Origin of the sequence: Sphingomonas sp. NCPPB 2930 (genome assembly GCF_042867205.1) — a bacterium.
In the GTDB taxonomy this organism is placed as follows: domain Bacteria; phylum Pseudomonadota; class Alphaproteobacteria; order Sphingomonadales; family Sphingomonadaceae; genus Sphingomonas.
Genome location: NZ_JBHZQU010000004.1, coordinates 22,242 through 48,490, shown reverse-complemented (window position 1 = coordinate 48,490; position 26,249 = coordinate 22,242). Strand labels below are relative to the sequence as shown.

The following is a 26,249-nucleotide window of genomic DNA, read 5'->3' as shown; positions in this document are numbered from 1 at the left end:
CCGGATTTCGGCAGAATGCTGCCGGACCGGCAATCGATCAGACCCGGAAATAGCCGCGATACCAGTCGGCGAAGCGGCCGAGCCCCTCCTGCAATCGAACGCGCGGGGCATATCCGGTCAGCGCGTGGAGCCGCGAGACATCGGCATAGGTCGCCGTCACGTCCCCCGGCTGCATCGGCTTCATGATCTTCACCGCCTCGCGGCCCAGCGCGCGTTCCAGCGTCGCGATCATCTCCATCAGCCCGACCGGATGGCTGCCGCCGATATTCAATATGCGGTGTTCCCCCGTCTCGGGCGGACGGTCGAGCGCGCCGATGATGCCGTCGACGATGTCGTCGATATAGGTGAAGTCGCGCGCCATCCGCCCTTCCCCGTAAACCTCGATCGGCTGGCCCGCCATGATCCGGTCGGTGAACGAGAAATAGGCCATGTCGGGCCGCCCCCAGGGGCCATAGACGGTGAAGAATCGCAATCCCGTCTGCGGAAAGCGATAGAGCGCGGCATAGGACTGGCTCATCAGCTCGCAGGCGCGCTTGGTCGCGGCATAGAGCGAGACGGGGCTGGCGGCGGGTTCGTCCTCGCGAAACCCCTGCCCGCCCATCGGCTTGTCGCCATAGACCGAACTGGACGAGGCATAGACGAGATGGGCGAAGCCGGGTGCATGGCGACACGCCTCCATCACCGCCAGATGTCCGGCCAGGTTGGAGCGTTCATAGGCGAAGGGATTGGCGATGCTGTACCGCACCCCCGCCTGCGCGGCGAGATGGACGACGCGGGTGACGCCCCGTTCGCGGACCAGACCGGCGACCGCCTCGGCATCGGCCACGTCCATCCGGTGGAACGCGAAGCCCTCTCGCCCCTCGAAGGTCGCGAGCCGGGCCTGCTTCAGCGCCGGGTCGTAATAGTCGTTGACGATGTCGACACCGATCACCGTCTCGCCGCGGTCGAGCAGCCGGTGAGCAGTGGCGTGACCGATGAACCCGGCTACACCCGTGACGAGAATGGGTGCGTTCCCGCGCATTGCCGCCGCCACCGGGTCAGATGCCGCCCGGCACCACGTCGCGCCCCGTCGCCTGCAGCGCGCAGATTAGATCGGCCAGGCACGTCTCCATCAGCGCTGGGTCGGGGCTGCGCACGACGAAATTGGCGCCGGTCCGGCCTTCGCGGAAAAAGGGATAGCTGCCGATGGCGACGCCCTCATGCGCCTTTTCGGTCGCGCGGAGCAGATCGGCCACCTCGCTCTCCCCCACCCAGCAGCCGACCGTGCCCGACACGACCGGCCGCCCGCCCTCCAGCGTGCCGGTCAGCGCATCGAGCATCCCCGCCGTGATATGCGGCACGCCCGCCATGATGAAGATATTGCCGATCCGGATGCCCGGCGCGCCCGACACGCGGTTGGGGATCAGCGAGGCCCCCTCCGGCGTCCGCGCCATCCGCGCGCGGGCCGGGGTCACGCCGCCGCGCGTGGTGTAATAATCCTCCAGAATCGCCCGCGCCTCGGGATGTTCGATCACCGCCACGCCCAGCGCCGCCGCGATCGCATCGACCGTGATGTCGTCATGCGTCGGGCCGATCCCGCCGGTGGTGAAGAGATAGTCGTTGCGCGCGCGCAGCGTGTTGACCGCCTCGGCGATAGCATCCGGCTGGTCGGCGACGACCCGCACCTCGGCCAGCCGGATGCCCTGCACGTTCAGCCAGGTCGCCAGTTGCGCGATGTTGCGGTCCTGGGTGCGGCCAGAGAGGATTTCGTCGCCGATGACGATCAGCGCGGCGGTCCAGATACGCTCGGAGGCGGGGTCGGCTTGCATGGTGCCGGACATAGCCTCGCAAAAGCCGCGATGCCACGCTATATCGCGGCCATGACCGAATATGTGACCGTTTCCGCCAACGCGCCCGAGGGGCGGACCGGCGCGATCAAGCTGTGGGGCCGCGAGGCGTTCGATGGCATGCACAAGGCGGGCCGCCTGGCCGCCGAGACGCTGGACATGCTCGTGCCCCATATGGTGCCGGGCGTCGCCACCGCCGAGATCGACCGGCTGATCCACCAGTTCATCCTGGAACGCGGCGGCGTGCCCGCGACGCTGGGCTATCGCGGCTATACCCATTCGACCTGCATCTCGATCAACCATGTCGTCTGCCACGGCATTCCGTCCGAAAAGACGCTGAAGTCGGGCGATATCGTCAATGTCGACGTGACCCCGATCGTCGATGGCTGGCATGGCGACACCAGCCGCATGTACCTGATCGGCGACGTGCCGCTGAAGGCGCGCAAGCTGGTCGAGGTTACCTATGAATGCCTGATGCTGGGCATCGAGCAGGCCCGGCCCGGCAACCATATGGGCGATGTCGCCAACGCCATCCAGCGCCATGCCGAGAAGCATCGTTACGGCGTGGTCCGCGATTTCTGCGGCCATGGCCTGGGCCTGTTGTTCCATGACGCGCCCGAGGTCGTCCATGTCGGTCGCCCCGGCACCGGCCCCGAGCTGAAGCCCGGCATGATCTTCACCATCGAGCCGATGATCAATATCGGCCGCCCCGATGTGAAGCTGCTCGACGATGGCTGGACGGCGGTGACGCGCGACCGGTCGCTCTCAGCGCAGTTCGAGCATTCGATCGGCATCACCGAAGACGGCTGCGAGATCTTCACGCTCAGCCCGGCGGGCTTCACCCAGCCGCCTTATAGCTGAGCCGGTCATGCTGGGCGCGATCCGGGTTGCGGCACGCGACCGCGCCCGCTTGGCCGAGGTGATCGCCACCGCCTCGCGCTTCGGGCTGGACGTGTTGCTGGCGCGCATCGGGCTCGACCCGGCGCGGCGGGACCCGGATGCCCTGCCCTTCGACCTGCCCGCCAGGACGCGCGCGGCCATGGAGGCGCTGGGCCCGGTCTGGGTCAAGCTGGGCCAGATCCTCGCCACCCGCGCCGACCTGTTGCCGCCCGACTGGATCGCCGAACTCGAAAAACTGCATAGCGAGGCGCCGCGCCTCCCCTTCGCGCAGTTGCGCGATCAGGTCGAGGCGGCGCTGGGCGAGCCGCCCGAGAGCGCCTTTGCCCGGTTCGATCCCGAACCGCTGGCCGCCGCATCGATCGCGCAGGTCCACCGCGCGGCGCTCCACGACGGGACCGAGGTCGTCCTGAAGATCCGCCGTCCCGGCATCCGCGCCATCATGGAGGCCGACCTTCGCCTGCTGACCCAGATCGCCGCGATGGTCGAGGCGGCCAATGCCGAGGCGCGTCGATACGGCGCGATGCGGATGATTCGCGCGCTGGGCCGCGACATCCTGGAAGAGCTGGACTTCACCAACGAAGGCCGCAACGCCGACCGGCTGCGCGAGGATTTCGCGGACGAACCGCGCGTGGTCGTGCCGGTCATCCACTGGTCGCACAGTTCGGAAACGCTGCTGGTGATGGACTTCATCGCGGGCGTACCGCCGCGAAATGCCGCGACGCTGGAAGCGGCGGGGATCGATCCCGCCGCCATCGCCTCGGCGGGGGCGGACATCGTGCTCGACATGACGCTGATCAACGGGCGTTTTCATGGGGACCCGCATCCGGGCAACCTCCTCTGCCTGCCGGGCAACCGCATCGCGCTGCTCGACCTGGGCCTGATCGGCCATGTCAGCCCGCGTCGCCGCGAAGAGGTGATCGCCTTTACCCAGTCGATCGCGAACAGCGATCCGACCTTGCTGGCCGAGACGCTGAGACACTGGTCGCAAACCGACGATATCGCGCCCGAACGGTTCCAGGCGGTCGCCGACCGGCTGGTCGCGCGGCATGGCGGCGGCGCGTTGCGGCTGGCGGCGATCCTGGCCGATATCTTCCCCGTGCTTCGCGAGGAACGGATCGTCCTGCAACCCGACATGCTGCTGCTGTTCAAGGCGCTGATCACCATCGACGGCGTGTTGAGCGGCATCCAGCCCGATTTCGACCTGTCCGCCGCGTTGCGGCGGGCAAGCGCCCGGATCGTCGAGGCGCGGCTCTCGCCCGAGCGCTGGACGCGGCGCGCGGCGGCGCTGGCGCTGGAACTGGACCGGCTGGGCGACGACCTGCCCCGGCTGATCCGGGCGACGACCCGCAAGCTGGAAGGCGAGGCCCCCGCCGTCTCGACCGCAGGGGTCGAGGCCGCGATCCGCACCGGCGCGGGCTGGATCGCGGGCGCGCTGGCCCTGTCGGGCGTGGCGATCGCGGTGGCGATGCGGCTGGGTTAATCCAGCCGCCGCAGTTGTTCGCCGAGCGCGAAGGGCTGGCGGCGATACGCCTGCCGCCAGTCGACGCCCGAGCGTTCGAGCATCTCCGCCTCGATCGCGCCATAGACATAAAGCGCGCTGCGCTTCCACGTCTTGAAACCCTGCTCGCGAATCGCCCTCAGGCTCGTCGCCAGCCCCGTCCAGCGGTCGAGCGCATCGGCGCGCATCGCGGCGTCCCCCTGCCGTGCCAGCGTCAGTTCGGTCCAGCGTGCGACGCCCTCCTGCCCGACCTGAAATTCGTAATAGAGCCGGTCTTCGGCGCTGACCCGCGCCAGCGCCGTCTCGCGCGCCGCGACATAGGCCTTTCTGGCCGCAAGGCGCTGCTCGGTCGATGGGGCGGTCAGAAAGGCGAGACCCGCCTCCCCCATGGCGAGGAAGGCCTCCCCGACCTTTGGATCGGCATAGGGAAAGGGATAGTTGAGCACCCAGCCGCCATCGGACGAACGCAGCGATCTGCCGACAGCCTGCACGGCCTGGCCATAGCCCGGCAAATGCGATTGATAGAGGTGGAACGCCTCGTGAAGTATCGTGGCTTTCCAATAGGCTGGACTCATCTCCAGCGTCGCGGGATAGCCGATCGCGATGCTCTGGCCGCCGGGAAACACAGGATATGCCGCCGCAAGATCGGGGCTCAGCCGGCGAGGCCTGACCTGTAGATGGCAGTTCGTCAGCGGGTCGCGCCCGGCGGCCGTAAAGCCCTTGACCGCCGCGTGACAGAACAGGGTCTCGCGATCCGCGCCGATCAGCACCAGGTCCAGCGGCACCTTGCCGAATCCCGGCCACAGCCGATCCCCCGCCCCGCGATAGAGGCGCTGAACCTCCGCCAGCATCGCCCGCTCGGGTCGGGGCGGCATTTGCGCCCCCGCCAGCGCCGCACCCATCAGCATCGATAGGATCATCGGATTCAGCCCCCCGCAATTGGTCCCATCGGATAGCAGCACATCATTCGACACAGCGATAGTGACGAACCCGCGACACCTCGCTAAAGGCGCGGGCCATGACCGAGATCACGCCCCAGATCGTCGCCGACCACGGCCTGTCCGAAGAAGAATATCAGCGCGTCCTGAACGCGCTGGGCCGCGAGCCCAATCTCGTGGAGCTCGGCATCTTCTCGGTCATGTGGTCCGAGCATTGCAGCTACAAGTCCAGCCGCATCCACCTGAAGAAACTGCCCACCGAAGGGCCCCAGGTGATCTGCGGTCCCGGCGAGAATGCGGGCGTCATCGACATCGGCGACGGCCAGGCCGCCATCTTCAAGATGGAGAGCCACAACCACCCCTCGTACATCGAGCCCTATCAGGGTGCGGCGACGGGCGTGGGCGGCATCCTGCGCGACGTGTTCACCATGGGCGCACGGCCGGTCGCGAACCTGAACGCGCTGCGTTTCGGGCGGCCCGATCACCCCAAGATGCGCCACCTGATCTCGGGCGTGGTGCACGGCATCGGCGGCTATGGCAATTGCGTCGGCGTGCCGACCGTGGGCGGCGAGGTGAACTTCCACCCGGCCTATGACGGCAACATCCTGGTCAATGCGATGACCGTCGGCGTCGCCGATCAGGACAAGATCTTCTATTCGGCCGCCAGCGGCGTCGGCAATCCGATCGTCTATGTCGGGTCGAAGACCGGCCGCGACGGCATCCACGGCGCGACCATGGCCTCGGCCGATTTCGGCGAGGATGCGGAGGCCAAGCGCCCGACCGTGCAGGTCGGCGACCCTTTCACCGAAAAGCTGCTGATCGAGGCGTGCCTCGAGCTCATGGCGTCGGACGCGATCGTCGCGATCCAGGACATGGGCGCGGCGGGCCTGACCTCGTCGTCGGTCGAAATGGCGTCCAAGGGCGGCGTCGGCATCGAGCTGATCATGGACGACGTGCCCCAGCGCGAAGAGGGCATGACGGCGTATGAAATGATGCTGTCGGAGAGCCAGGAGCGGATGCTCATGGTGCTGAAGCCCGGTCGCGAGGATTTCGCCGAGGCGATCTTCCGCAAGTGGGAACTCGACTTCGCGGTCATCGGCCACGTCACCGAGACGGGCCGCATGGTCCTGCGCCACAAGGGCGAGATCGTCTGCGACATCCCGCTCGCGCCGCTGGCCGACGACGCGCCGCTCTACGACCGTCCGCATGTCCCGACCGAGGTTCCCCCCGCGATCGCCTCGCCCGGCTGCCAGGACCCGGCGGCGGACCTGCTCAAGCTGATGGGCTCGCCCGACATCGCCTCGCGCCGGTGGATCTGGGAGCAGTATGATCATATGGTCGGCGGCGACACGGTGCAGCGCCCCGGTGGCGACGCCGCCGTGGTCCGCGTCCATGGCACACAGAAGGGGCTCGCGATGAGCACCGACTGCACGCCGCGCTATTGCTATGCCGATCCAGTCACCGGCGGCATGCAGGCGGTGGTCGAGACGTGGCGCAACATCACGGCGGTCGGCGCCAAGCCGCTCGCCATCACCAACTGCCTCAACTTCGCCAATCCGCAGCGCCCCGAGATCATGGGCCAGATCGTCGGCTGCCTCGAGGGCATGAGCCAGGCCTGCCGTGCGCTCGACTATCCGATCGTGTCGGGCAACGTCTCGCTCTACAACGAGTCGAAGGCGACCGGCGGCGGCTCGGCGATCCTGCCGACCCCGGCGATCGGCGGCGTCGGCCTGATGGCCGACTGGTCCAAGTCGGCGACGGTGGCGTTCAAGGGCACCGGCGACGTGATCGTCCTGATCGGCACGCCCAAGGGTGAGATCGGCCAGTCGCTGTGGCTGCGCGAAGTCCATGGGCTGGAGGGCCGCGACGCGGGTCCGCCGCCGTCGATCGACCTGGATGCCGAGCGTCGTACCGGCGACTTGGTCCGCGAGTCGATCACCGCAGGCCATCTGACCGCCGTACACGACGTGTCGGACGGCGGCATCGCGGTGACGGTCGCGGAAATGGCGCTGGCGGGCAATATCGGCGCGCTGATCCAGTTCCCGGAGACGGGCGAGGCCTGCCGCCAGCTCTTCGCCGAGGATCAGGGCCTCTATATCGCCACGGTCGAGGATACCGCGCTGGTCGACTTCCTGGCGAACGCGCATCAGGCCGGGGTCGAGGTCGAGCGGATCGGCCGCACGGCGGGCAGCCGCCTGATCTTCGAGCGCGAGGATGGCGATTTCGTCGTCGCGCTGGACGATCTGCGCCGCGCGCATGAGGGCTTCTTCCCGGCGCTGATGGGCGCCGACGCGGCCCTCGCCTAAGGTTCCGGCGGGGCCCCGGCCATGGGTCGGGGCCCCGTGCAGGAGCGAAGGATCGCATAGCCGATCGCCGCCGCCAGGATCGAGGCGATCAGCACCCCCAACGACGCCGCCTCGCGCATCTCGCCATCGCCAAAGGCCAGCCCGGCGATGAACAGCGAGATGGTAAAGCCGATCCCGGCCAGCGCCCCTACCCCGGCCACCATCCGCCACGTCACCCGATCGGGACGCCGCGCCAGGCCGATCGCGCTGGCCGCCCAGGTAAAGCCCAGAAACCCCAGCGGCTTGCCCACGACCAGCCCCAGCACCACGCCGATGACGAGCGGGCTGGCCACCATCGCCAGCAGATCGCCCGACAGGTGGATGCGCACATTGGACAGCGCGAACAGCGGCAGCACGACATAATTGACCCAGGGCGTCAGCACCTCGATCAACCGGCTGCTGGCGACGCGGGTCGCCGACGCCATTTCCTGAAGATAGCCCAGCCGCTCCTCGGCGCGCTCGCGCTGTTGATGTTCCTCCTCGTCATCCTCCGCGCGCTCGGCGGCGCCATGGGCATGTTTGAACTCGTCCACCCGGCGCTGGACGCGCTCGGCAAAGGCCGCCTGGGCCAGTCGCGGCGCGACCGGTACGGTCAGGCCGATCAGCACGCCCGCGATGGTCGCATGAATGCCCGACTCGAGCACGCCGCCCCAGACGATCAGCGCGAGCAGGACATAAGGCACCGAGGACACCCAGCCGATCCGTCGCAACCCGACGATCCCCGCCAGCGCCGCGCCCGCCACGATAAGTCCGATCGGATCGATCGCGTCGCTATAGGCAAAGGCGATGACCAGCAGCCCGCCGACATCGTCCACCGCCGCGAATGCCAGCATCAGCGCGCGCAGGCCGACCGGCAGGCTGGTCGCGAACAGCGCGATCAGGGCCAGACCGAAGGCGGTATCGGTGGTGATCACCGTGCCCCAGCCCGGCTGTGCGGCGCCGCCGCCCGCCACCAGCAGATACAGGCCGATCGGCACCGCCATGCCGCCGATCGCCCCCGCCAGCGGAAAGGCCGCGCTTCGCCATTGCGACAGGGCCCCGTCAACCAGCTCGCGCTTCACATCGGCGCCGACGATGACGAAGAACAGCGGCAGCAGCGCATGGTCGATCCATTCGGCCAGCCGATGCGACACCGCCCGGTCGCCAAAGGCGATGCGGACCGGCATGTCCCAGAACCGCTCATAGGCGTGAGCGGTGCCGATATTGGTCAGGACCAGCGCCAGGATGGTGGCGATCAGCAAGGGGCCGCCCGTGACCTCGCTTCCCGCGAAGAAGGGCTCGACCCGGCGGAGGAACGCCGAGGCCAGCGGCGAATGATGCGCGCGGGCGGAGGCGCGTCCGGTCAGGCGAGGCGATAATCCCATCCCTGGCCAATGCTTCGCGGTCGCCGGCAGTTGCATCCGGCGCGCCGCCAGCTAATCGGACAGGCCGCAACGGAGCCCGTGCTTGTCCGATCCCGCCCCCCTTTCGCCCGCCATGACCACCGATCGCGGGCGGCTGTTGACCCTCGATGCGTTGCGCGGGGTGGCGGTGATGGCGATCCTGATCGCGAACATGCCGGGCTTCGCGCTGCCCGACCCGGCCTATTCCAATCCCGCGGCATGGGGCGATGCGGGACCGGGCGACATCGCGGTCTGGCTGTTGACCGAGATCTTCGTCACCGGGCGGATGCGCGGGCTGTTCTCGCTTCTGTTCGGCGCCTCCACGCTGCTGATCCTCCAGCGCGCCGACCAGGCCGGGCTGAACGGCGCGTCGCTGCACCTGCGGCGGATGGGGGTGTTGTTCGTGCTGGGCATGATCCACCGGACCTTCATCTGGACCGGCGACATATTGGTGCATTACGCGCTGGTCGGGATCGTCGCGCTGGCCTTTGTCGGGCTGTCGGTGCGACGGCTGTGCATCGCCGCGCTGCTCATGGCGGGGCTGTCGATGCTGCTCGGCTGGCTGGACTGTGCGAGCCTGCTGGCCGCCTCGGCCCGCGACACGCCCCAGGCGATCGCGCTGTGGCATGCCTATCAGGTCGCGTTCGGCACGCCCGGCGCGGCCGCGCTGGCGCCGGAGATCGCCGCGATGCGCGGGCCATGGAGCGCCGCCACCGCCTTTCGCCTGGACAATAATGGCGACCCGCTGTTCGACCTGATGACGATCGGGCCCGATACGTTGAGCGCGATGCTGATCGGCATGGCGGCGCTGAAATCGGGTTTCCTGACCGGGGCCTGGCCGCGCGCCCGCTATCGCCGCTGGACGATCGTCGCGATGGCGCTGTCGCTGCCCGCCTATGCGGCCATGGCGATCACCACCATGGCGAGCGGCTTCGACGTCCGCGCGGTGTCGCTGGCGGAGTTGTTCCTGAACGTGCCCTTCCGGCTGATCGGGACGGTCGGCTATGCCGCGCTGATCCTCCTGCTACTGCGCCCCGGCGGGTGGTGGACGACCCGAATCGCGGCGGCGGGGCGGATGGCGTTCACCAACTATATCGCGACCAGCCTCGCGATGACCTTCATCTTTTACGGCCATGGCCTGGGGCAGTTCGCCCGCTGGGACCGGGCGGCCATCTATCTGCTGGTTCCGCCGATGTGGGGGCTGATGCTGCTCTGGTCCAAGCCCTGGCTCGACCGTTTCGGTCAGGGGCCGCTGGAAAAATTGTGGCGTCTGGCGACGCGCGGGCACCCCAAGAGCAGCTGACTTTTTCTGCAAACGAGTTGCAAGAGCCTTGCGATCCACTCTCATTAGCGCTACGAAGACAGTGCTTCTCAGGGAGATGGTCTTGGTCGTCTGCGTCTGTAATGCCATTCGGGAATCCCAGGTCCGCGACGCGGCCCGTGCGGGATCGGTCACCCCCTGCCAGATGTATCGCGCGCTGGGCCGCCAGCCCAAATGCGGCCAGTGCGCCGTCCTGGCCCGCGCGATCATCGACGAGGAACGCACCGCCGCCTGACGCCCCGGCCCCCTCGCTGCCGGTTTTACATCCCTCCCGCCGCGCCGGGACAGGGATCATCTTCCATCCCCGCTGGTTGAGCGGGAAGATCACCCGATCTTCTCGTGGGTTAGCGCCGGAAGGATGGATTATGAGCGATATCGACACCTCTCGGCGCGGCGTGTTGGGCGGCGCGGCCTTGGGCCTTGCGGGCGCGGTCGCCCCCGGCGCGGCGCTGGCGCAGGCGGCGGCCCCCGCCTCCGTCTCCAGCCTGCGCGATCCCCGCAACGCCTATACGCGCACTCCCTTCCCCGAACAGCGCCAGCCTTGGCCCGCATTGGCCAGCAAGATGACCCCCCGCCCCGATCATGGCGAGACCAGCTATCGCGGATCGGGCAAGCTGACCGGTCGCAAGGCGCTGCTGACCGGCGGGGACAGCGGCATCGGCCGCGCCGCCGCCATCGCCTTCGCGCGCGAAGGGGCCGATGTCGCGATCAACTATCACCCCAGCGAGGAACCCGATGCGCGCGAGGTCGCCGATCTGATCCGGCAGGCCGGGCGCAAGGCGGTGCTGCTGCCCGCCGACATCCGCACGCAAAAGGCCTGCGAGGACACGGTCCGCAAGGCGATCGCCCAGCTCGGCGGGCTCGACCTGCTGGTCAACAATGCCGCCTATCAGCAGTCGAAGGCGGACATCATGGAGATCAGCGACGAACAGTTCGTCCGCACCTATGAGACCAATGTCTTCCACGTCTTCCGCTTCTCCAAGGCGGCGATCCCGTCGATGCCGCCGGGGTCGGTCATCATCAACACCATCTCGCAAAACTCCTACGACCCCGGCGAGGACCTGATCGACTATGCCTCGACCAAGGCGGCGATCCAGAATTTGACGCGTGGCATGGCCAAGCAACTCGCCAAGAAGGGCATCCGGGTGAACGCGGTGTCCCCCGGCCCGATCTGGACCCCGCTTCAGGTCGCGGGCGGCCAGTTGCCGGGCAAGATGCACGAGTTCGGGCAGGACACGTCGCTGGGTCGCGCAGGGCAGCCCGCCGAACTGGCCTCGCTCTATGTCGCGCTGGCCTCGGGCGAGGCGAGCTATTCGACCGGCACCGCCGTCGGCGCGCATGGGGGCAAGGGTTTCCCGTAGCCCCAAGGCCGTTCCCGACCCGTTCGTCAACCGCCCTGCAATCGATGACTGTAATCGGGTTATCCCGTTATGCCGCGCGCATGCGCTTTCCTAATCGGCCCCCCGCACCACGAACGACACACAAAGGGGCCTTATGTCGATTGCACCCGTTTCCCTGATCGCGATGGTCGCCGCGCTGACCAGCCCGGCGCAGCAGACCGATCGTCCGCAGCCCAAGGCGGCCACCGCCGCCAAGACCGTGACGCAGAACCCGCCCGCGCCGGTCGTCGCCAAGCCCGGCGGCATGACCAACCGCGACTGGTGGCCCAGCCGCCTCGACCTGACCGCGCTGCGCCAGCACGAGGACACGCGCGCCAATCCTTATGGCGCCGATTATGACTATGTGAAGGAATTCAACACCCTGGACATGGCGGCGGTCAAGGCCGACATCCGCAAGGTGCTTCACACGTCGCAGCCCTGGTGGCCGTCCGACTATGGCAATTACGGTCCCTTCTTCATCCGCATGGCCTGGCACAGCGCGGGCACGTACCGCGCCGGGGACGGGCGCGGCGGCTCGGACGGCGGCGAGCAGCGCTTCGATCCGCTGAACAGCTGGCCCGACAATGTCAGCCTGGACAAGGCCCGTCGCCTCGTCTGGCCGATCAAGCAGAAATATGGCCGCAAGCTCAGCTGGGGCGACCTGATGGTGCTCAGCGGCAATGTCGCGCTGGAGGATATGGGCTTCAAGACGGTCGGCTTTGCGGGCGGTCGCGTCGATGCGTGGCAGCCCGACGTCGTCTTCTGGGGGCCCGAGACGAAGATGATGGGCACCGAGCGTTCCAACCCCGACGGCTCGCTGAAGCGACCGCTGGCGGCGACCACCATGGGCCTCATCTACGTCAACCCCGAGGGGCCGAACGGCAATCACGACCCGATCGGCGCGGCCGCCGACATTCGCCGCGCTTTCGGCAACATGGCGATGAACGACGAGGAGACGCTGGCGCTGATCGCGGGCGGCCATACCTTCGGCAAGGCGCATGGCGCGCATCCGCAAAAGGCATGCCTCGGCGTCGAACCCACCGCCGGTGCGATCGAGCAGCAGGGCATGGGCTGGGCCAACAAGTGCGGCAAGGGCAATGCCGAGGACACGATCACCTCGGGCCTGGAGGGCGCCTGGTCGGCCTCTCCCACCCAGTTCACCACGCAATATATCGACAATCTGCTGAACTATGACTGGGTGAAGACCAAGAGCCCGGCGGGCGCGACCCAATGGGTGCCGACCGACCCGGCCGCGGCGCAGCTGGTGCCCGACGCGCACCTGCCGAACGTGCGCCACGCGCCGATCATGTTCACCACCGACATGGCGCTGAAGGACGATCCCGCCTTCCGCAAGATTCTGGAGAGCTGGCAGAAGAACCCCGATCTGTTCGCTCAGGCCTTTGCCCGTGCGTGGTTCAAGCTGACCCACCGCGACCTCGGCCCGCGCGCCCGCTATCTGGGCAGCGAGATTCCGGGCGAGACCTATAACTGGCAGGACCCGCTTCCGGCCGCTAGCTTCGCACCCATCGGGGCGGAGGATCAGGCCAAGCTGAAGGCGATGGTGCTGGCCTCGGGCCTGTCGGGTCCGGCGCTGATCCGGACCGCCTGGGCCTCGGCCTCGACCTTCCGCAGCACCGACATGCGCGGCGGGGCGAATGGCGCGCGGCTGCGGCTCGACCCGCAACAGGGCTGGGCGGTCAACGACCCCGCCGAGCTGAAGACGGTGCTCGCCAAGCTGACCGCGATCCAGAAGGACTTCGCGCGCGGCGGACGCCAGGTGTCGATGGCCGACCTCATCGTGCTGGGCGGCAATGCGGCGGTCGAGCGGGCGGCGCAGGCCGGCGGCGTGCCGGTCAGCCTCCCCTTCACCCCCGGCCGGGTCGACGCGACCCAGGCGCAGACCGACGTGACGTCCTTTGCCCATCTGGAGCCGGTCGCCGACGGCTTCCGCAACTATTATGGGCCCAAGGCGGAAGTCAGCGCGCCCGAAGCGCTGGTCGACAAGGCCGATGCGCTCGACCTGACCGTGCCGGAAATGACGGTGCTGGTCGGCGGCCTGCGCGCGCTGGACGCCAATAGCGGCGGATCGCGGAGCGGCGTGCTGACGACCCGGCCGGGAACGCTCAGCAACGACTTCTTCGTCAACCTGCTGACCATGGACACGGTCTGGACCAAGTCGACGACGCCGGGTCTTTACGAGGGCAAGGACCGCGCGACGGGCACGGCCCGCTGGACCGCGACGCCGGTGGACCTGATCTTTGGCTCCAACTCCGAACTGCGCGCGGTGGCGGAGGTCTATGCCGCCGACGACGCCAAGGAGAAGTTCGTCAAGGACTTCGCCGCGGTGTGGACCAAGGTGATGGACGCGGATCGCTTCTGATCCGCAGGGAGCGAGGTCGCGGGCTCAGGCCACGGCCTCGCTTTCCACGATCTGCGGCCTGCGCGTCGCGATCCGGCGAACCTGATCGGCATCGGCCAGCAGGCGCGACGGCCTGCCGATCAGATAGCCCTGAATGGCCGTACACCCCTCGCGCGCGACGATCGCCAGCTGCGCGGGTTCCTCGATCCCCTCGGCCAGCACCGGCATGTTGAGCGTCGCGCCCAGCGCGGCGACCGAGCGCAGGATCGACACGGCCTGCTCGTCCCGCTCGATCTCCGAGACGAAGGACGCATCCAGCTTGATCCGGTCGAACGGAAAGGATCGCAGCACGTCGAGCGAGGAATAGCCGACCCCGAAATCGTCCAGCGCGATGGCGATGCCCATCGCCTTGAGCGCCCGCAACTGGCCCAGCGCGAAATGCCGGTCATGGATGATCGCGCTCTCGGTCAGCTCCAGCGACAACCGCTCGGGCGGCAGGCCGCTATCCTCCAGCGCCGAACGCACCGTCTCGATCAGCCGGGGATCGGCCAGATGCATGGGCGACAGATTGACCGAGACGGGATGGCTGTTGGCCCAGCGCGCTGCCTCGAAACAGGCCTGGCGCAGGATCCAGATGCTCAGCGGCACGATGTCGCCGCTCTTTTCGGCCAGCGGGATGAACTCCGACGGCGGCACCATGCCGCGCATCGGATGGTTCCAGCGGATCAGCGCCTCGTATCCGCAAATCTCACCCGACGGGATGGCGGCCTGCACCTGATAGTGAAGCTCGAAGGCGTTCTCGTCCAGCGCCGTGCGGAGGTCGGCGACCAGTTCGCGGCCCTGCCGGATCGCGTCGTCCATCTGCGCGTCATAGAAGCAGGGCTGGCGGGAATGGGCGGACTTGGCGCGGTACATGGCCAGGTCGGCCTTGGCGAGCAGCGCATCGGCGTCGAAGCCGTCCCGATTGGCGATCGCCACGCCGACATTCCCCCCGATCGAGGCGGTGAACCGCTCGAACAGGAAGGGCGCGTCGCAGGCGGCGGTCAGACGCGACAGGAAATCGGCCAGCTCCTCGGGCCGGTGATAGGAGATGACCGCCGAGAATTCGTCACCGCCCAGGCGTGCGACGCATTCGCCCGGCTTCAGCATCGCCGACAGCCGGGCGGACAACGCGGCCAGCAACTGGTCGCCCGCCTGATGCCCATAGGTGTCGTTGACCACCTTGAACCGGGACAGGTCCATCATGACGACCGCCATGCACGGATATCCGCCCCGGATCAGGAAACGCTTCTCGATCTCCTCGATGAAGCTGATCCGGTTGGGCAGATCGGTCAGGCTGTCGTGCATCGCCATGTGGCGCAGGCGCCGATAGGTTTCCGACTGGGTATGCCCGTCGATCAACGCGCTGATCGCGGCACAGCCGACGATGATCAGCGTCGCCACCGTCGTCGTCGTCGCCAGCGCCACCATGGTCACATCGGACAGTCCTTGCCCGAATTGCAGGACGGAGATGCGCATCGCCGTCATGCCGGTGAAGTGCAGCGCCGCGACCGCCAGGCTGAGCAGCCCCATCCCCTCCGCGGTCCGCCAGCGCCCACGCCCGGTCAGGACATGAAAGGCCAGCGCCGACAGCCCGCTGGAAAGCAGGATCGAGGCGACGACATAATGCCAGTTCCAGGTCACGATCCCGTCGACGCGATAGGCCGCCATGCCGACATAGTGCATCACGCTGATGCCCATACCGATCAGCGCGCCGCCGCACGCCCCGGCCCCGCGCCGTCGCCCGGCGGCGATGGCCAGACCCGGAATGGCAAGGCCGATCACCGCCAGCAGCGACAGGAGCGTCAATATCGGATCGAGGATCACCGGCGCGGTCGTCCGGAACGCCATCATCGCGACGAAGTGGGTCGCCCATACCATCGTGCCCGCCCCGACCGCGCCCAGCACGACCCAGCCGAAGCAGCGATAGCCCGAGGACGCGCGCACCCGGCTGAACAGCTGGACGGTCGCCGCCGATCCGATCAGGCAGATCAACAGCGCGAGCGCGACGAGGCGCAGATCATGTTGCGTGAAGATACAGAGCGCGACCGCGATCATGCCGACCCCCGCATGTCGAGCAGATCCGCCCGGGCCTCCAACGCGGCCGACGCCTGCCGCGCGAGCGCCGCGAGATAGGCCTTTTGGTCGACGGACGCCGGATCGCGCCGCCGGACGTCGATCACGCACAGCGCGCCGACATCCACGCCCGCCCCGACCCGAAGCGGCGCACCGATATAATATCGGATGTGCGGTGCCCCCGCCACGAACCGCAATGTCGCGAAACGGCTATCGCCGCACGGATCGCAGACCTCCAGCCCATCGGCTCGATCCAGCGCGAAGTTGCAGAAGCTGCCTTGGCGGGAATTGCAGTCGATATCCATGCCATGGGTCGCCTTGAACCATTGCCGGTCGGCATGGATCAGCGAGAGCAGGGCGATCGGAGCGTCGAACGCATGCGCCGCCGCCGAGACGAAGCGGTCAAAGCCCGGCTCGCGTGGCGATCCCATGATGCCCAGGGCATGTACGGCGTGGGAACGTCGCCGTTCCCGGAACAGGCTCTTGAGCATCGTCTCTCATATTATGATCGTTGTTCGACCCCCTAGGTTTCACGAAAGGCTTGAGAAATCATGCTTTTCCGGGATGGTTCGGACGACTGAACCTCCCGCCCCGTCACGCCGCGCGATCGATGACGGTGCCGCGCTCGCCAACGATCCGGTATTCGTCGCCGTCCACCAACAGCTGGGGGCTGACCGCGCGGCAATTATAGGTCGACGCCATCGCCGCGCCATAGGCGCCGGTGGTATGGAACACCGCCAGGTCGCCCCGGCGCACCGCATCGATCTCCCGCCCCCGCGCGAAGCTATCCCCCGTCTCGCAGATCGGCCCGGCGATATGCGCCTGCATCCGTCCGCCGCGCGGCGCGACCGCCGCAAAGCGGTGGAACGCGTCGTACAGGGCGGGCCGCATGAGGTCGTTCATCGCCGCATCGACGATGACATAGGGATGGGTGACGCCCGGCTTCACCCATATGACGCGGGTCAGCAGCAGCCCCGCCGCGCCTACGATCGCCCGGCCGGGCTCGAAGGTCAGCGCGACGTTCCAGTTGCGGGTCACGCGACCGACCATCCCAGCATAATCCTCGAAAGACGGCGCCGTCTCGTCCGGCGCATAGGCGATGCCCAGCCCACCGCCCAGGTCGACATCGCTCACCCCGTGCCCGGCCGCGCGCAACGTCCGGACCAAGTCGCCGATACGGGTAAAGGCCCGCTCCATCGGCGTCAGGTCGCGAAGCTGGCTGCCGATATGCACCGCGATCCCCCGCAGATCGAGCCCGTCGAGGCGCGCCAGGCGCGCATATATCGCCGGGGCCGCATCGATCGGCACCCCGAACTTGGTCTCGCGCTGGCCGGTGGCGATCTTCGCATGGGTGCCCGCATCGACATCCGGATTGACGCGCAGGACGACCGGCGCACGCACGCCCCGCACGCGGGCGAGGTCGGACAGCACCTGCCCCTCCTCCTCCAGTTCCAGATTGAACTGGCCGATGCCCGCATCGAGCGCCTCGATCATCTCGCGGTCGGTCTTGCCGACGCCGGAAAAGACGATGTCCTGCGGCTTCATGCCGGCCGCAATCGCATGGGCCAGCTCGCCCCCCGAGACGATGTCCGCGCCATAGCCGCATTCCGCGAGGAGGCGCAGCAGCGCGATGTTGGGATTGGCCTTCACCGCAAAGGCTCGCCGCGCGACGGGCAGCGGGGCCAGCGCCGCCGAGAAGCCATAAGCGGCATGGCGCAACGCCGCGGCGGAATAGACATGCACCGGGGTGCCCACCGCCTCGGCGATGCGCGGCAGCGGCACGTCCTCGGCATGGAGGATGCCGTCGCGATAGTCGAAAAATGCCATGAAGGGTCTCCGTGATGGAGGAATGGTCAGTCGAGGCGGCGGCGATGGCGCCGGATACGCTCGGCATGGATCACGTCGGCGGTGAGGCCATGGCCCCGCCGCTCGGCGCGCAGCGCGGTCGCCACCCGCTTGCCATGGGTCATCAGCACCAGCCCCAGCAGCGCGAGCGGAAAGAAGGGGATCGCCAGCGGTGCCTCGCCCAGCCCCATCGCCGCCGCGCAGGAGCCGCCGCACAGCAGCGCGCCCATCGCCCGCCAGGCCCTGTCGCGCCGGGTCATGCCGCGCCGGGTCATGCCGCCTTCTCCAGCCATGTCCGGTCGTCCTGTGCGATGACGAGGATGGCGGCCTGCGATACGGCGGCCGTGATCGGCCCACGCCACAGCAGGATGTCGGCGGGCACATCGCGTTCGGTCCGCAAGGCTTCGTCCAGCGTCAGCGACGCGAACTCCAGGCCGATGGCGGGGTCGCTGGCCCGCCGCGCGGCGCAGCGGGCGCGGCCGATCATCGCGGGCGAGCCGCTGATCCCCCGCCCCTCGATCGCGGTGAAGCCGAGCATCCGGGCATGGCGTACCGAGCGGATCAACAACGCCCCCGCGCCGCAATCGGCATCGACGATGCGGACCGCGAAACGCCGCTGCTCGCGCAGGCCGGACAAGGCGGAACGGATGGCAGGCCAGCGCGGGTCATGGGCGATCATCGACCATCCCCCCTCAGGCCGCACGCGGCAACGCGCGTTCGGACGGCGCGACCGGCACGAACGCCACCAGCGGGCGGAGCGGCTCGATCGCCACCACGACGGCGGCGTGATAGGCGTGACGCTCGCCTTGTGCATACTGCATCGCGGCCGCGAAGGAGACGAAACGGCCCTCCATCCGCTTGCCGCTATCCTGGACCAGCCAATGGCCCGCGACATCCTGTCCGACATACAGGGTCGGGCCGCTTGGGTCCGCTTCGGGAAGCACTTCCGACATGACGTACGATCCTCGTCATCGACGCGGACCGACCGTGATCCGCGCCGCCCCAGCTACGGATCGGCGCATAGGGTTTCGAGATCGATTTCCGAGGATCGCATAGCATTGGCATAGCGTCGCGATGTGCGGGCCCCGCTCAATCCTTCGGCAGCGTCTCCAGCCCCTTGCCGACCAGCGGCGCGACCCGATCCGCGATCCGGGCGACGCCGGTCGCATTGGGGTGGACCCCGTCGGGCAGCATCAGCGTCCGGTTGCCCAGCACCCCTTGCAGGATGAACGGGTCGAGCACCGCATGATGGGTGGCCGCAAGGTCGGGCCATATCGCATTGAAACGCGACGCGAAGTCCGGCCCCAGATTGGGCGGCGCCATCATCCCGGTCAGGATCACCGGAATGCCCCGACGGGCCAGTTCGTCCAGCATCGCCGTCATGTTCGCGCGCGTCTCCGCCGGATCGACCTGGCGCAGCACGTCGTTGCCGCCCAGCCCGAGCATCACCAGATCGGGCTTCGTCTTCAGCCGGTCGAGCGTATAGGCCAGCCGTCGCCGCCCGTCGGCGGTGGTGTCGCCCGACACCCCGGCATTGATGACCGTGGCATCGATCCCCTGCCCGCGCAGCCGCGCCTGGATCGCATCGGGCAGGCTCTGCCCCCGCTGGAGGCCATATCCGGCATAGAGGCTGTCGCCGAATGCCAGCACCACCCGCCGGGGGCCGGACACGGGGACGCTGGCGCTGGGCGAAGGGCTGGGCTGCGCCAGGGCGGCCGAGGCGATATTCGTCGCGGACGCGTCGTCCTCGCGCCGGGTATCGCAGGCGGATAACAGCCATGCCGCTTGGAGAAGCGCGGCCCCGGCCACATATGGCGTCCTGGTCATCTCTGTCTTGGAATCCCCGCAACTATGGTCGCAGGCAATATGGTCATCCGGGCGACGGATGTAAGGCTGACGCTGGGCGGTGCCGCGCCGGTCGAGATCCTGAAGGGCATCGACCTGACGGTGGCAGACGGCGAGAGCCTGGCGCTGCTCGGCGCATCGGGATCGGGCAAGTCGTCGCTGATGGCGGTGCTCGCCGGGCTGGAGCGGGCGACGTCGGGCCGGGTCGAGGTGGCGGGAACCGATTTCGGCGCGCTGGACGAAGACGGGCTGGCCATCGCGCGGCGCGGCCGGATCGGCATCGTGCTCCAGGCCTTTCACCTGTTGCCGACGATGACCGCGCGCGAGAATGTCGCGGTGCCGATGGAACTGGCCGGGGAAGCCGACGCCTTCGCCCGCGCGGAGGCCGAGCTGACGGCGGTCGGGCTGGCGCACCGGCTGGACCATTATCCCGCGCAATTGTCGGGCGGCGAGCAGCAGCGTGTCGCCATCGCCCGCGCGCTCGGCCCGCGCCCCCGGATCGTCTTCGCCGACGAACCCACCGGCAATCTGGATGCGGCAACCGGCGCACGGGTGATGGACCTGTTGTTCGACCGGCGCGCGGCGACCGGCGCGACGCTGGTCGTCATCACCCATGATCCGGCGCTGGCCCGGCGCTGCGACCGGGTGGTCGAACTCGCCGATGGCCGGATCGCCGCGTGAGCGGCTGGTCGCTGGCCTGGCGGCTTGCCCGGCGTGAGCTGTCGGTGCGGTTCCGGGGACTGCGCCTGTTGCTGCTGTGCCTGTTCCTCGGCGTCGGCGCGCTGGCCGCGATCGGCAGCCTGAGCGATGCGATCGGCGGAGAACTGGCCGCGCGGGGCCGGGTCATCCTGGGCGGCGATGTCGAATTCGCCGTCTCGCAGCGGCAGGCGGACCGGCTCGAACGGGCGGCGATGCAGGCCGCAGGTCGGGTGTCGGAAACGATCCGGATGCAGTCGATGGCCGTCACCCCCGACGGCGCGACCGCCCCGGTCCATCTGAAGGCGGTCGATGCCGCCTATCCACTCTACGGCCGGTTGACGCTGGCCGATGGCCGCACCGCCCGCGCACCGGGTGCGGGCGGCGTCTGGATCGGCCGTGCGCTGGCCGAGCGGCTGTCCGTGACGCCCGGCGCCCGGCTGCGCTTCGGCACGGCATGGTTCCGCGTCGGCGGGATCATCGCGGACGAGCCCGACCGGCTGGGCGAAGGCTTCACGCTGGGCCCGGTCGCGATCGTCTCGCGGGCGGGGCTGGATCGCACCGGACTGGTCCAGCCGGGCAGCCTGTACGATAGTCGCTATCGCATCGCCACCGCGCGCGATCCGGCGCAGGTCGCCAAGGCGTTCGAACGCAGCTTCGCCACCGCCGGTTGGGAGACGCGGACCCGCGACCGCGCATCGCCTGGCGCCAGCCGCTTCGTCGCGCGCATGGGGGAGTTCCTGACGCTGGTCGGGCTCGCCGCGCTGGTGATCGCCGGGATCGGGGTCGGCAACGGCGTCGGTTCCTATCTGGAGGCGCGTCGCGGCAGCATCGCGATGCTGAAGGTGCTGGGCGCGACATCGGGTCTGGTGGCGAGGATCTATCTGCTCCAGCTGTTCGCCGTGGCCGGGGTCGGCATCCTGTTGGGCCTGGCGGCGGGGATCGTCGCGGTGCCGCTGGTCGGGCTGGCTATCGGGTCGGTGCTGCCCGTCGCGCCGGGGCTGACGATCGCGCCCGTTCCGCTGGCGCTGGCGGCGGCATATGGCCTGTTGATCGCACTCGCCTTTTGCGCGCGACCGCTCGTCGCGGCGGGGCGCGTGCCGGCGGCGGCGCTGCTGCGCGGTGTGCTCGATGCGCGAGCGGGTGGCGGCTGGCGCGGCACCCTATGGGGCGTGGCGGCGGGCGTGCCCGTCGTGGCGCTCGCGCTGTCGACCACCGGGCGTCCGGGCTTTGCGGCCGGGTTCCTGGGCGCGACGACGGCGACGCTGGCGCTGCTGGTCGGGATCGGCGCGGCGATCCGGGCGGCCGCGCGCCGCCTGCCCCGCCCGCGCCGCCCGCTTGCGCGGCTCGCCGTCACCGCGCTCCATCGGCCGGGATCACGGACCGTATCGCTGGTCGTCGCGCTCGGCCTGGGGCTGACACTGTTCGTGCTGCTGGCGAGCATCCGGACCAGCATCGATGGCAATATCCGGCTTTCGGTCCCGGCGCGGGCGCCCGCGCTGTTCGCACTCGACGTGCCGCCCGAACGCGAAGCGGAATTCCGGCGCATCGTCACGCAGGTCGCCCCGTCGGCCCGGATCGCGACCGTTCCGCTGATGCGCGGCACGATCACCGGCTATGGCACCACCCGCGTCGCCGACCTGGCCACGATCCCCGAAGGCGCCTGGGCGCTGCGGGGCGAGCGCGGGCTGACCTTCGCGGCGTCGCTGCCCCCCGGCAGCACGTTGACGGCCGGGCGATGGTGGCGCGGCGCGGAGGGTAGCCGGAGCCTCGTGTCGATCGACGAGCGGCTGGCAAAGGCGCTGAACCTGCGGATCGGCGACCCGCTGACCGTCTCGGTACTGGGGATCGAGCGGACCGCGCGGATCGCCTCGTTCCGGCGGATCGCCTGGGACACGCTGGGGTTCAACTTCGTCATGGTCTTCTCGCCGGGTGCATTGGCCGATGTGCCGCACAATCTGGCCGCGACCATCGACATGCCCGCCGCACAAGGGTCGGCAGTGACCCGCGCTCTGCTCCCCCATTTCCCCTCCACCTCGGTCGTGGAGGTGGGCGGCGTGCTCCAACAGGTTCAGGACGTCGTCGGCCAGATGGCGACCGCGATCACCGTCGCGGCGGGCATCGCGGTGCTGGCGGGGATCGCGGTGCTGCTGGGCGCGATCGCGGCGGCGCGCGCGGCACGGACCTATGATGCGGTCATGCTGAAGGTGCTTGGGGCGACGCGGCGACAGGTTCTGGCGACGCAGGCGATCGAATATGCGCTGCTCGCCGGGATCGTCGGCCTGGTCGCGCTGCTGCTCGGCGTGGGTGGCGGGTGGTTCGTCGTCACCCGGCTGTTCCAGTTCGAATGGCTGCCCGACTGGACCGTCATCCTGGCGACGCTGGTGACCGGCGCCGTCGTGACGATCGGCATCGGTATCCTGGGCACGCTTCCGGTCCTGCGGGCAAGACCCTCGGCCGCGTTGCGGGCGCTATAGATCGAGAGGCGTTCCGCACACTAGCGAGCGGTGCGATCGATGTCCATCATGGAGGAATGACGATCCCCTATCCTAGTCCCCGGTCGCGTCGTACCGCCCTGTCGCTGGCCCTTGGGCTGATGATTGGCGCCTGTTCGCCGCTCAAGACCTTCGACACGCTGGTGCCCAAGGACGGCGAAGGCAGGCGGGTGGCGACGGGGCTGGCCTATGGCCGCGATGCCCGGCAGGTACTCGACATCTATGCGCCACGCTCGGGCGCCGCCGGGTCAAGGCCGGTGATCGTCTTCTTCTATGGCGGCAGCTGGAACAGCGGGACGCGGTCGGGCTATGCCTTTGTCGGGCGGGCGCTGGCGGCGCAGGGTTTCGTGGTCGTGATCCCGGATTACCGGTTGGTGCCGAACGTCCGCTATCCCGCCTTTGTCGAGGACGGCGCTGCGGCGGTGCGCTGGGTGGAGGCGCATATCGGGGCGGTCGGGGGCGATCCGCGGCGCATCGTGCTGATGGGCCATTCGGCGGGTGCCTATATCGCGGCGATGCTGGCGGTCGACGATCGCTGGCTCGGCGCGGATCGGAGCGCGGTCCGTGGCCTGGTCGGGCTGGCGGGCCCCTATGACTTCGCGCCCTTCGACGTCGATGTCAGCCGCGCGGCGTTCGGCGCATGGCCGCGCCCCGAGGAAACCCAGCCCGTCCACTGGGCGGGCGCAGGCGATCCCCCCGCCCTGTTGCTGGTCGGGGGCGAGGACCGGACGGTCCTGCCCCGCAACAGCGAGGCGCTGACGAACCGATTGCGCGCGGGCGGCGTGCCGGTGACGCTGCGCACCTATCCCAGACTGGGGCATGTCGGGATGATCCTGTCGGTCGCACGCCCCTTTCGCGGCCGCGCCCCCGTCATCGCCGATGTCGCGGCGTTCGCCCATGCGGTGACGCGGTAGGGCCCCGCCGCTCGGCGCTTCGATTGCGGCGCGCGTGATGGTGGTCCCGGTGACGGCCGGGTTCCCAGCATGGCGTCGCTTCGGCCATGGGTGCCGCGACGTCGAAGCAATCCTCGGCCATGTCTCCGGCAGCCGGCAAGGCATGCGCCGGGACGGCGGCCAGGCCCGAGCAAAGGGCGATCATCGACAGGCAGAGGCGGCGCATGGGGAATCCTTCGGGCGTGAGGCGTGCGATACCCCGCCGTTTCGCTCGAAAGCCCGATCCGGCCGACTTAAATGAATTTCACCTGACGCGCCGAGCCTTGGCCGTGAACGGCATGTGCGGCTATGCCGGTCGCATGGCTGCCATCCTGGTCATCGAAGACGACGACGCCACCGCCACGGCCATCATCGCCGAGCTGGAGCGGCACGGCCATGATGCCAGCCGCGCCGCCGATGGCGAGACCGGCCTAACCCTGGCCACGCGCGAGGCCTTCGATGCGATCACGCTCGACCGGATGCTGCCGGGGCTGGACGGGCTGAGCCTGGTCGCCCGGCTGCGCGAGCGCCATATCGCCATCCCCGTCCTGATGCTGAGCGCCTTGAGCGACGTGGACGAGCGGATCGCGGGCCTGCGCGCCGGTGGCGACGATTACCTGACCAAGCCGTTCGATTTCGCCGAGATGGCGATGCGGGTCGAGGTGCTGCTCCGGCGGCGCGAACAGGCCGAGGCGGTGGTGCTGCGCGGCGGCGGGATCGAATGCGACCTCGTCCGTCGCACGGTCAGGGTGGACGGCGTGCCGACCCGGCTGCTCCATATGGAATTCCGCCTGCTCGAATTCCTGATGCGCAACCGGGGCGAGGTGATGACCCGGCGGATCATCTTCGAACGGGTCTGGGGCTATTATTTCGATCCCGGCGCCAATCTCATCAGCGTCCATATCGCCCGCCTCCGCAAGAAGATCGACCGGCCGGGCCATCCCTCCCCCATCCTGACGGTGAAGGGAGAGGGTTATCTCTTCGACGCCGGTTGAGCCGCTGCACTGGCGCGAGGTCGTCCGGATCAGCACCTTCCGCCTGTCGGCGATGCTGGGGGCGGTGTTCGTCATCGGGCTGATCGCGATGCTGGGCGTGGTTTATTTCGCCGCCGCCCGCGACCTGACCGCGCGCAGCGACCGCATCCTGCACGCCGTCGCCGAGCGACTGGCGCGGGTGCCCGCCGACCAGCTGCCCGACCGGGTCCGGTACGAGCTGAGGCGGAACCGGACCGGCTTCAACTATCTGGCGCTGATCGCGGGCGACGGTACGCCGGTGCTGGGCAATGTCCGTCTCCTGCGGCCGCTGCCCCCCGGCCGTCCCGTCGACGTGGAGAGCGGATCGCGCGGGCCGTTCCGCCTGGTCGCGTTCCGGACGCGCGATGGCGAGACGTTGCTGGTCGGTCGCGACATCAGCCTGCTGCGCGACCTGCGCCGTACCATATTGGAGACGCTGATCGTCAGCGGGCTGCTGATCCTGCTCTGCGTCGCGGCGGCGGCGGTGGGGTTCAGCCGGGCCCCGCTCCGCCGCGTCCGGGCGCTGCAACGTGCCAGCCGGGAGATCGCGGCGGGCGACTTTTCGGTGCGGATGCCGATCGCGGGACGGCACGACGAACTCGATCAGTTCGCCAATACGGTGAATGCGACCGTCGAAGAGGTCGGTCGCGTCGTCGCGCAGGTGAAGGGGGTGACCGATGCGATCGCCCATGACCTGCGCACCCCGCTCACCCGCGTCCGCGCCACGCTGAACGCGCTCTCCCATCGGCCGCATGACGTGGCGGAGGTGGCGGCGGGCATCGGTCGGGCGACCGCCGACCTGGACCTGGTCCTCGAACGCTTCGCCGCGCTGTTGCGCATCTCGGAACTGGAGGCGGGGCGTCGACGGGCGGGCTTCCACAGGATCGACCTGGCCCTGCTGGTCGCGCAGGTCGCCGAGCTGTACGAGCCGCTGGCCGAGGACCGCGACATCGCCCTGTCGGTGGCGACCCGGCCGCTATGGGTCGAGGGCGACGACCGGTTGCTGTTCGAGGCGCTCAGCAACCTTCTCGACAATGCGATCAAGTTCGCGCGCCCCGGCGGCCGGGTCGGCATCGCGCTGACCGAGGACGATCGCGGCCCGTCCATCGAAGTCCGTGACGATGGCCCCGGCATTCCACCCGAGGAGCGCGATGCGGTCCTGCGGCGTTTCCACCGGGGCGTGGCGGCGCGGGACGTGCCGGGCAGCGGCCTGGGCCTCAGCGTCGTCGTCGCGATCCTGCACCTTCACGGCTTTCGCCTGCACCTGTCCGACGCCCGGCCCGGCCTGTGCGTCCGGATCGCGCTGCCCCGGTCGGTGTGAAATTCATTTAAGTCGCCTGCGCGCCCGATCGGCGCGAAG

23 protein-coding genes are annotated in these 26,249 nt (G+C 69.0%); 12 read left to right on the top strand and 11 right to left on the bottom strand.

The window, feature by feature from the left end; translation table 11 throughout:
* Window positions 1–37 precede the first annotated feature (37 nt).
* Window positions 38–1,021: an NAD-dependent epimerase/dehydratase family protein gene (locus tag ACFX59_RS06700; RefSeq protein ID WP_387430849.1), complete on the bottom strand. Its 984-nt coding sequence runs from the start codon at window positions 1,019–1,021 to the stop codon at window positions 38–40.
* A 16-nt stretch (window positions 1,022–1,037) separates the two neighbouring features.
* Entirely contained in the window at window positions 1,038–1,808 is a 771-nt protein-coding gene (locus ACFX59_RS06695) for a competence/damage-inducible protein A (protein ID WP_387430847.1), read from the bottom strand.
* Between the two features lie 51 nt (window positions 1,809–1,859).
* Between ACFX59_RS06695 and map the strand changes: the two genes are divergently transcribed.
* Together map and ACFX59_RS06685 are read left to right on the top strand one after the other, a co-directional pair.
* Entirely contained in the window at window positions 1,860–2,687 is an 828-nt protein-coding gene (gene map, locus ACFX59_RS06690) for a type I methionyl aminopeptidase (protein WP_307104535.1), read from the top strand.
* 7 nt (window positions 2,688–2,694) lie between these two features.
* Entirely contained in the window at window positions 2,695–4,206 is a 1,512-nt protein-coding gene (locus ACFX59_RS06685) for an ABC1 kinase family protein (RefSeq protein WP_387430845.1), read from the top strand.
* On the opposite strand, the gene ACFX59_RS06680 is transcribed toward ACFX59_RS06685, so the two are convergent.
* Entirely contained in the window at window positions 4,203–5,144 is a 942-nt protein-coding gene (locus ACFX59_RS06680) for a hypothetical protein (protein WP_387430842.1), read from the bottom strand. The two genes, ACFX59_RS06685 and ACFX59_RS06680, sit on opposite strands and share 4 nt — an antisense overlap.
* A 98-nt stretch (window positions 5,145–5,242) precedes the next feature.
* Here ACFX59_RS06680 and purL point away from each other — a divergent pair, with 98 nt between their 5' ends.
* A complete protein-coding gene (gene purL / locus ACFX59_RS06675) occupies window positions 5,243–7,468 on the top strand; it encodes a phosphoribosylformylglycinamidine synthase subunit PurL (RefSeq protein WP_387430840.1) in 2,226 nt (741 codons plus the stop codon).
* Here purL and nhaA read toward each other — a convergent pair.
* On the bottom strand, window positions 7,465–8,871 hold the full coding sequence (gene nhaA / locus ACFX59_RS06670) for a Na+/H+ antiporter NhaA (RefSeq protein WP_387430837.1): 1,407 nt from the start codon (window positions 8,869–8,871) through the stop codon (window positions 7,465–7,467). The genes purL and nhaA overlap by 4 nt on opposite strands.
* 82 nt (window positions 8,872–8,953) lie before the next feature.
* On the opposite strand from nhaA, the gene ACFX59_RS06665 reads away from it, so the two are divergent.
* The 4 genes from ACFX59_RS06665 to katG all read left to right on the top strand — a co-directional run bounded on the left by ACFX59_RS06665 (window position 8,954) and on the right by katG (window position 13,969).
* Window positions 8,954–10,192 (top strand): DUF418 domain-containing protein, encoded by a 1,239-nt coding sequence (locus tag ACFX59_RS06665; protein WP_387430835.1) that lies wholly within the window; start codon window positions 8,954–8,956, stop codon window positions 10,190–10,192.
* 82 nt (window positions 10,193–10,274) lie between these two features.
* Window positions 10,275–10,445, top strand: a complete 171-nt coding sequence (locus tag ACFX59_RS06660) for a (2Fe-2S)-binding protein (protein ID WP_309695797.1) — start codon at window positions 10,275–10,277, stop codon at window positions 10,443–10,445.
* Between the two features lie 130 nt (window positions 10,446–10,575).
* Window positions 10,576–11,571, top strand: a complete 996-nt coding sequence (locus tag ACFX59_RS06655) for an SDR family oxidoreductase (protein ID WP_387430832.1) — start codon at window positions 10,576–10,578, stop codon at window positions 11,569–11,571.
* Between the two features lie 163 nt (window positions 11,572–11,734).
* Entirely contained in the window at window positions 11,735–13,969 is a 2,235-nt protein-coding gene (gene katG / locus ACFX59_RS06650) for a catalase/peroxidase HPI (protein WP_387431197.1), read from the top strand.
* 24 nt (window positions 13,970–13,993) lie between these two features.
* Here the strand turns inward: katG and ACFX59_RS06645 are convergent, their stop codons facing one another.
* The 7 genes from ACFX59_RS06645 to ACFX59_RS06615 all read right to left on the bottom strand — a co-directional run bounded on the left by ACFX59_RS06645 (window position 13,994) and on the right by ACFX59_RS06615 (window position 19,717).
* A complete protein-coding gene (locus ACFX59_RS06645) occupies window positions 13,994–16,045 on the bottom strand; it encodes a putative bifunctional diguanylate cyclase/phosphodiesterase (RefSeq protein WP_387430830.1) in 2,052 nt (683 codons plus the stop codon).
* A complete protein-coding gene (locus ACFX59_RS06640; RefSeq protein WP_387430828.1) occupies window positions 16,042–16,494 on the bottom strand; it encodes a GAF domain-containing protein in 453 nt (150 codons plus the stop codon). Before ACFX59_RS06640 ends, ACFX59_RS06645 begins: the two co-directional genes overlap by 4 nt.
* A 163-nt stretch (window positions 16,495–16,657) precedes the next feature.
* Window positions 16,658–17,890, bottom strand: a complete 1,233-nt coding sequence (lysA, locus tag ACFX59_RS06635; protein WP_387430826.1) for a diaminopimelate decarboxylase — start codon at window positions 17,888–17,890, stop codon at window positions 16,658–16,660.
* 26 nt (window positions 17,891–17,916) lie between these two features.
* Window positions 17,917–18,201: a hypothetical protein gene (locus ACFX59_RS06630; RefSeq protein ID WP_387430824.1), complete on the bottom strand. Its 285-nt coding sequence runs from the start codon at window positions 18,199–18,201 to the stop codon at window positions 17,917–17,919.
* A complete protein-coding gene (locus tag ACFX59_RS06625) occupies window positions 18,180–18,587 on the bottom strand; it encodes an SAM-dependent methyltransferase (RefSeq protein WP_387430822.1) in 408 nt (135 codons plus the stop codon). Before ACFX59_RS06625 ends, ACFX59_RS06630 begins: the two co-directional genes overlap by 22 nt.
* A gap of 13 nt (window positions 18,588–18,600) precedes the next feature.
* The gene (locus ACFX59_RS06620) at window positions 18,601–18,861 is read right to left on the bottom strand and encodes a hypothetical protein (RefSeq protein WP_309702333.1); all 261 of its coding nucleotides are present in this window, start codon (window positions 18,859–18,861) and stop codon (window positions 18,601–18,603) included.
* A 136-nt stretch (window positions 18,862–18,997) separates the two neighbouring features.
* Complete coding sequence (locus tag ACFX59_RS06615; protein WP_387430819.1) at window positions 18,998–19,717, bottom strand: arylesterase; 720 nt, start codon at window positions 19,715–19,717, stop codon at window positions 18,998–19,000.
* 42 nt (window positions 19,718–19,759) lie between these two features.
* Between ACFX59_RS06615 and ACFX59_RS06610 the strand changes: the two genes are divergently transcribed.
* The 5 genes from ACFX59_RS06610 (at window position 19,760) to ACFX59_RS06590 (ending at window position 26,210) form a co-directional block, all read left to right on the top strand.
* Window positions 19,760–20,434: an ABC transporter ATP-binding protein gene (locus tag ACFX59_RS06610; protein ID WP_387430817.1), complete on the top strand. Its 675-nt coding sequence runs from the start codon at window positions 19,760–19,762 to the stop codon at window positions 20,432–20,434.
* Window positions 20,431–22,926, top strand: a complete 2,496-nt coding sequence (locus ACFX59_RS06605; RefSeq protein ID WP_387430814.1) for an ABC transporter permease — start codon at window positions 20,431–20,433, stop codon at window positions 22,924–22,926. Before ACFX59_RS06610 ends, ACFX59_RS06605 begins: the two co-directional genes overlap by 4 nt.
* Window positions 22,927–22,982: 56 nt before the next feature.
* Complete coding sequence (locus tag ACFX59_RS06600) at window positions 22,983–23,858, top strand: alpha/beta hydrolase (RefSeq protein ID WP_387430811.1); 876 nt, start codon at window positions 22,983–22,985, stop codon at window positions 23,856–23,858.
* A gap of 338 nt (window positions 23,859–24,196) precedes the next feature.
* Window positions 24,197–24,871: a response regulator transcription factor gene (locus ACFX59_RS06595; RefSeq protein ID WP_387430808.1), complete on the top strand. Its 675-nt coding sequence runs from the start codon at window positions 24,197–24,199 to the stop codon at window positions 24,869–24,871.
* 52 nt (window positions 24,872–24,923) lie between these two features.
* Window positions 24,924–26,210, top strand: a complete 1,287-nt coding sequence (locus ACFX59_RS06590) for an ATP-binding protein (protein WP_387430805.1) — start codon at window positions 24,924–24,926, stop codon at window positions 26,208–26,210.
* Window positions 26,211–26,249 lie beyond the last annotated feature (39 nt).

Bases quoted from the DNA above. Each gene is read 5' to 3' on its own strand.
- ACFX59_RS06610 (WP_387430817.1), top strand. From the start codon at position 19,760: ATGGTCGCAGGCAATATGGTCATCCGGGCGACGGATGTAAGGCTGACG.
- ACFX59_RS06620 (WP_309702333.1), bottom strand. From the start codon at position 18,861: ATGTCGGAAGTGCTTCCCGAAGCGGACCCAAGCGGCCCGACCCTGTAT.
- ACFX59_RS06645 (WP_387430830.1), bottom strand. From the start codon at position 16,045: ATGATCGCGGTCGCGCTCTGTATCTTCACGCAACATGATCTGCGCCTC.
- lysA (WP_387430826.1), bottom strand. From the start codon at position 17,890: ATGGCATTTTTCGACTATCGCGACGGCATCCTCCATGCCGAGGACGTG.
- purL (WP_387430840.1), top strand. From the start codon at position 5,243: ATGACCGAGATCACGCCCCAGATCGTCGCCGACCACGGCCTGTCCGAA.
- ACFX59_RS06590 (WP_387430805.1), top strand. From the start codon at position 24,924: ATGCTGGGGGCGGTGTTCGTCATCGGGCTGATCGCGATGCTGGGCGTG.
- ACFX59_RS06655 (WP_387430832.1), top strand. From the start codon at position 10,576: ATGAGCGATATCGACACCTCTCGGCGCGGCGTGTTGGGCGGCGCGGCC.
- ACFX59_RS06630 (WP_387430824.1), bottom strand. From the start codon at position 18,201: ATGGCTGGAGAAGGCGGCATGACCCGGCGCGGCATGACCCGGCGCGAC.
- ACFX59_RS06680 (WP_387430842.1), bottom strand. From the start codon at position 5,144: ATGATCCTATCGATGCTGATGGGTGCGGCGCTGGCGGGGGCGCAAATG.
- ACFX59_RS06700 (WP_387430849.1), bottom strand. From the start codon at position 1,021: ATGCGCGGGAACGCACCCATTCTCGTCACGGGTGTAGCCGGGTTCATC.
- katG (WP_387431197.1), top strand. From the start codon at position 11,735: ATGGTCGCCGCGCTGACCAGCCCGGCGCAGCAGACCGATCGTCCGCAG.
- ACFX59_RS06685 (WP_387430845.1), top strand. From the start codon at position 2,695: ATGCTGGGCGCGATCCGGGTTGCGGCACGCGACCGCGCCCGCTTGGCC.
- ACFX59_RS06640 (WP_387430828.1), bottom strand. From the start codon at position 16,494: ATGGGATCGCCACGCGAGCCGGGCTTTGACCGCTTCGTCTCGGCGGCG.
- map (WP_307104535.1), top strand. From the start codon at position 1,860: ATGACCGAATATGTGACCGTTTCCGCCAACGCGCCCGAGGGGCGGACC.
- ACFX59_RS06595 (WP_387430808.1), top strand. From the start codon at position 24,197: ATGGCTGCCATCCTGGTCATCGAAGACGACGACGCCACCGCCACGGCC.
- nhaA (WP_387430837.1), bottom strand. From the start codon at position 8,871: ATGGGATTATCGCCTCGCCTGACCGGACGCGCCTCCGCCCGCGCGCAT.
- ACFX59_RS06695 (WP_387430847.1), bottom strand. From the start codon at position 1,808: ATGCAAGCCGACCCCGCCTCCGAGCGTATCTGGACCGCCGCGCTGATC.
- ACFX59_RS06600 (WP_387430811.1), top strand. From the start codon at position 22,983: ATGACGATCCCCTATCCTAGTCCCCGGTCGCGTCGTACCGCCCTGTCG.
- ACFX59_RS06625 (WP_387430822.1), bottom strand. From the start codon at position 18,587: ATGATCGCCCATGACCCGCGCTGGCCTGCCATCCGTTCCGCCTTGTCC.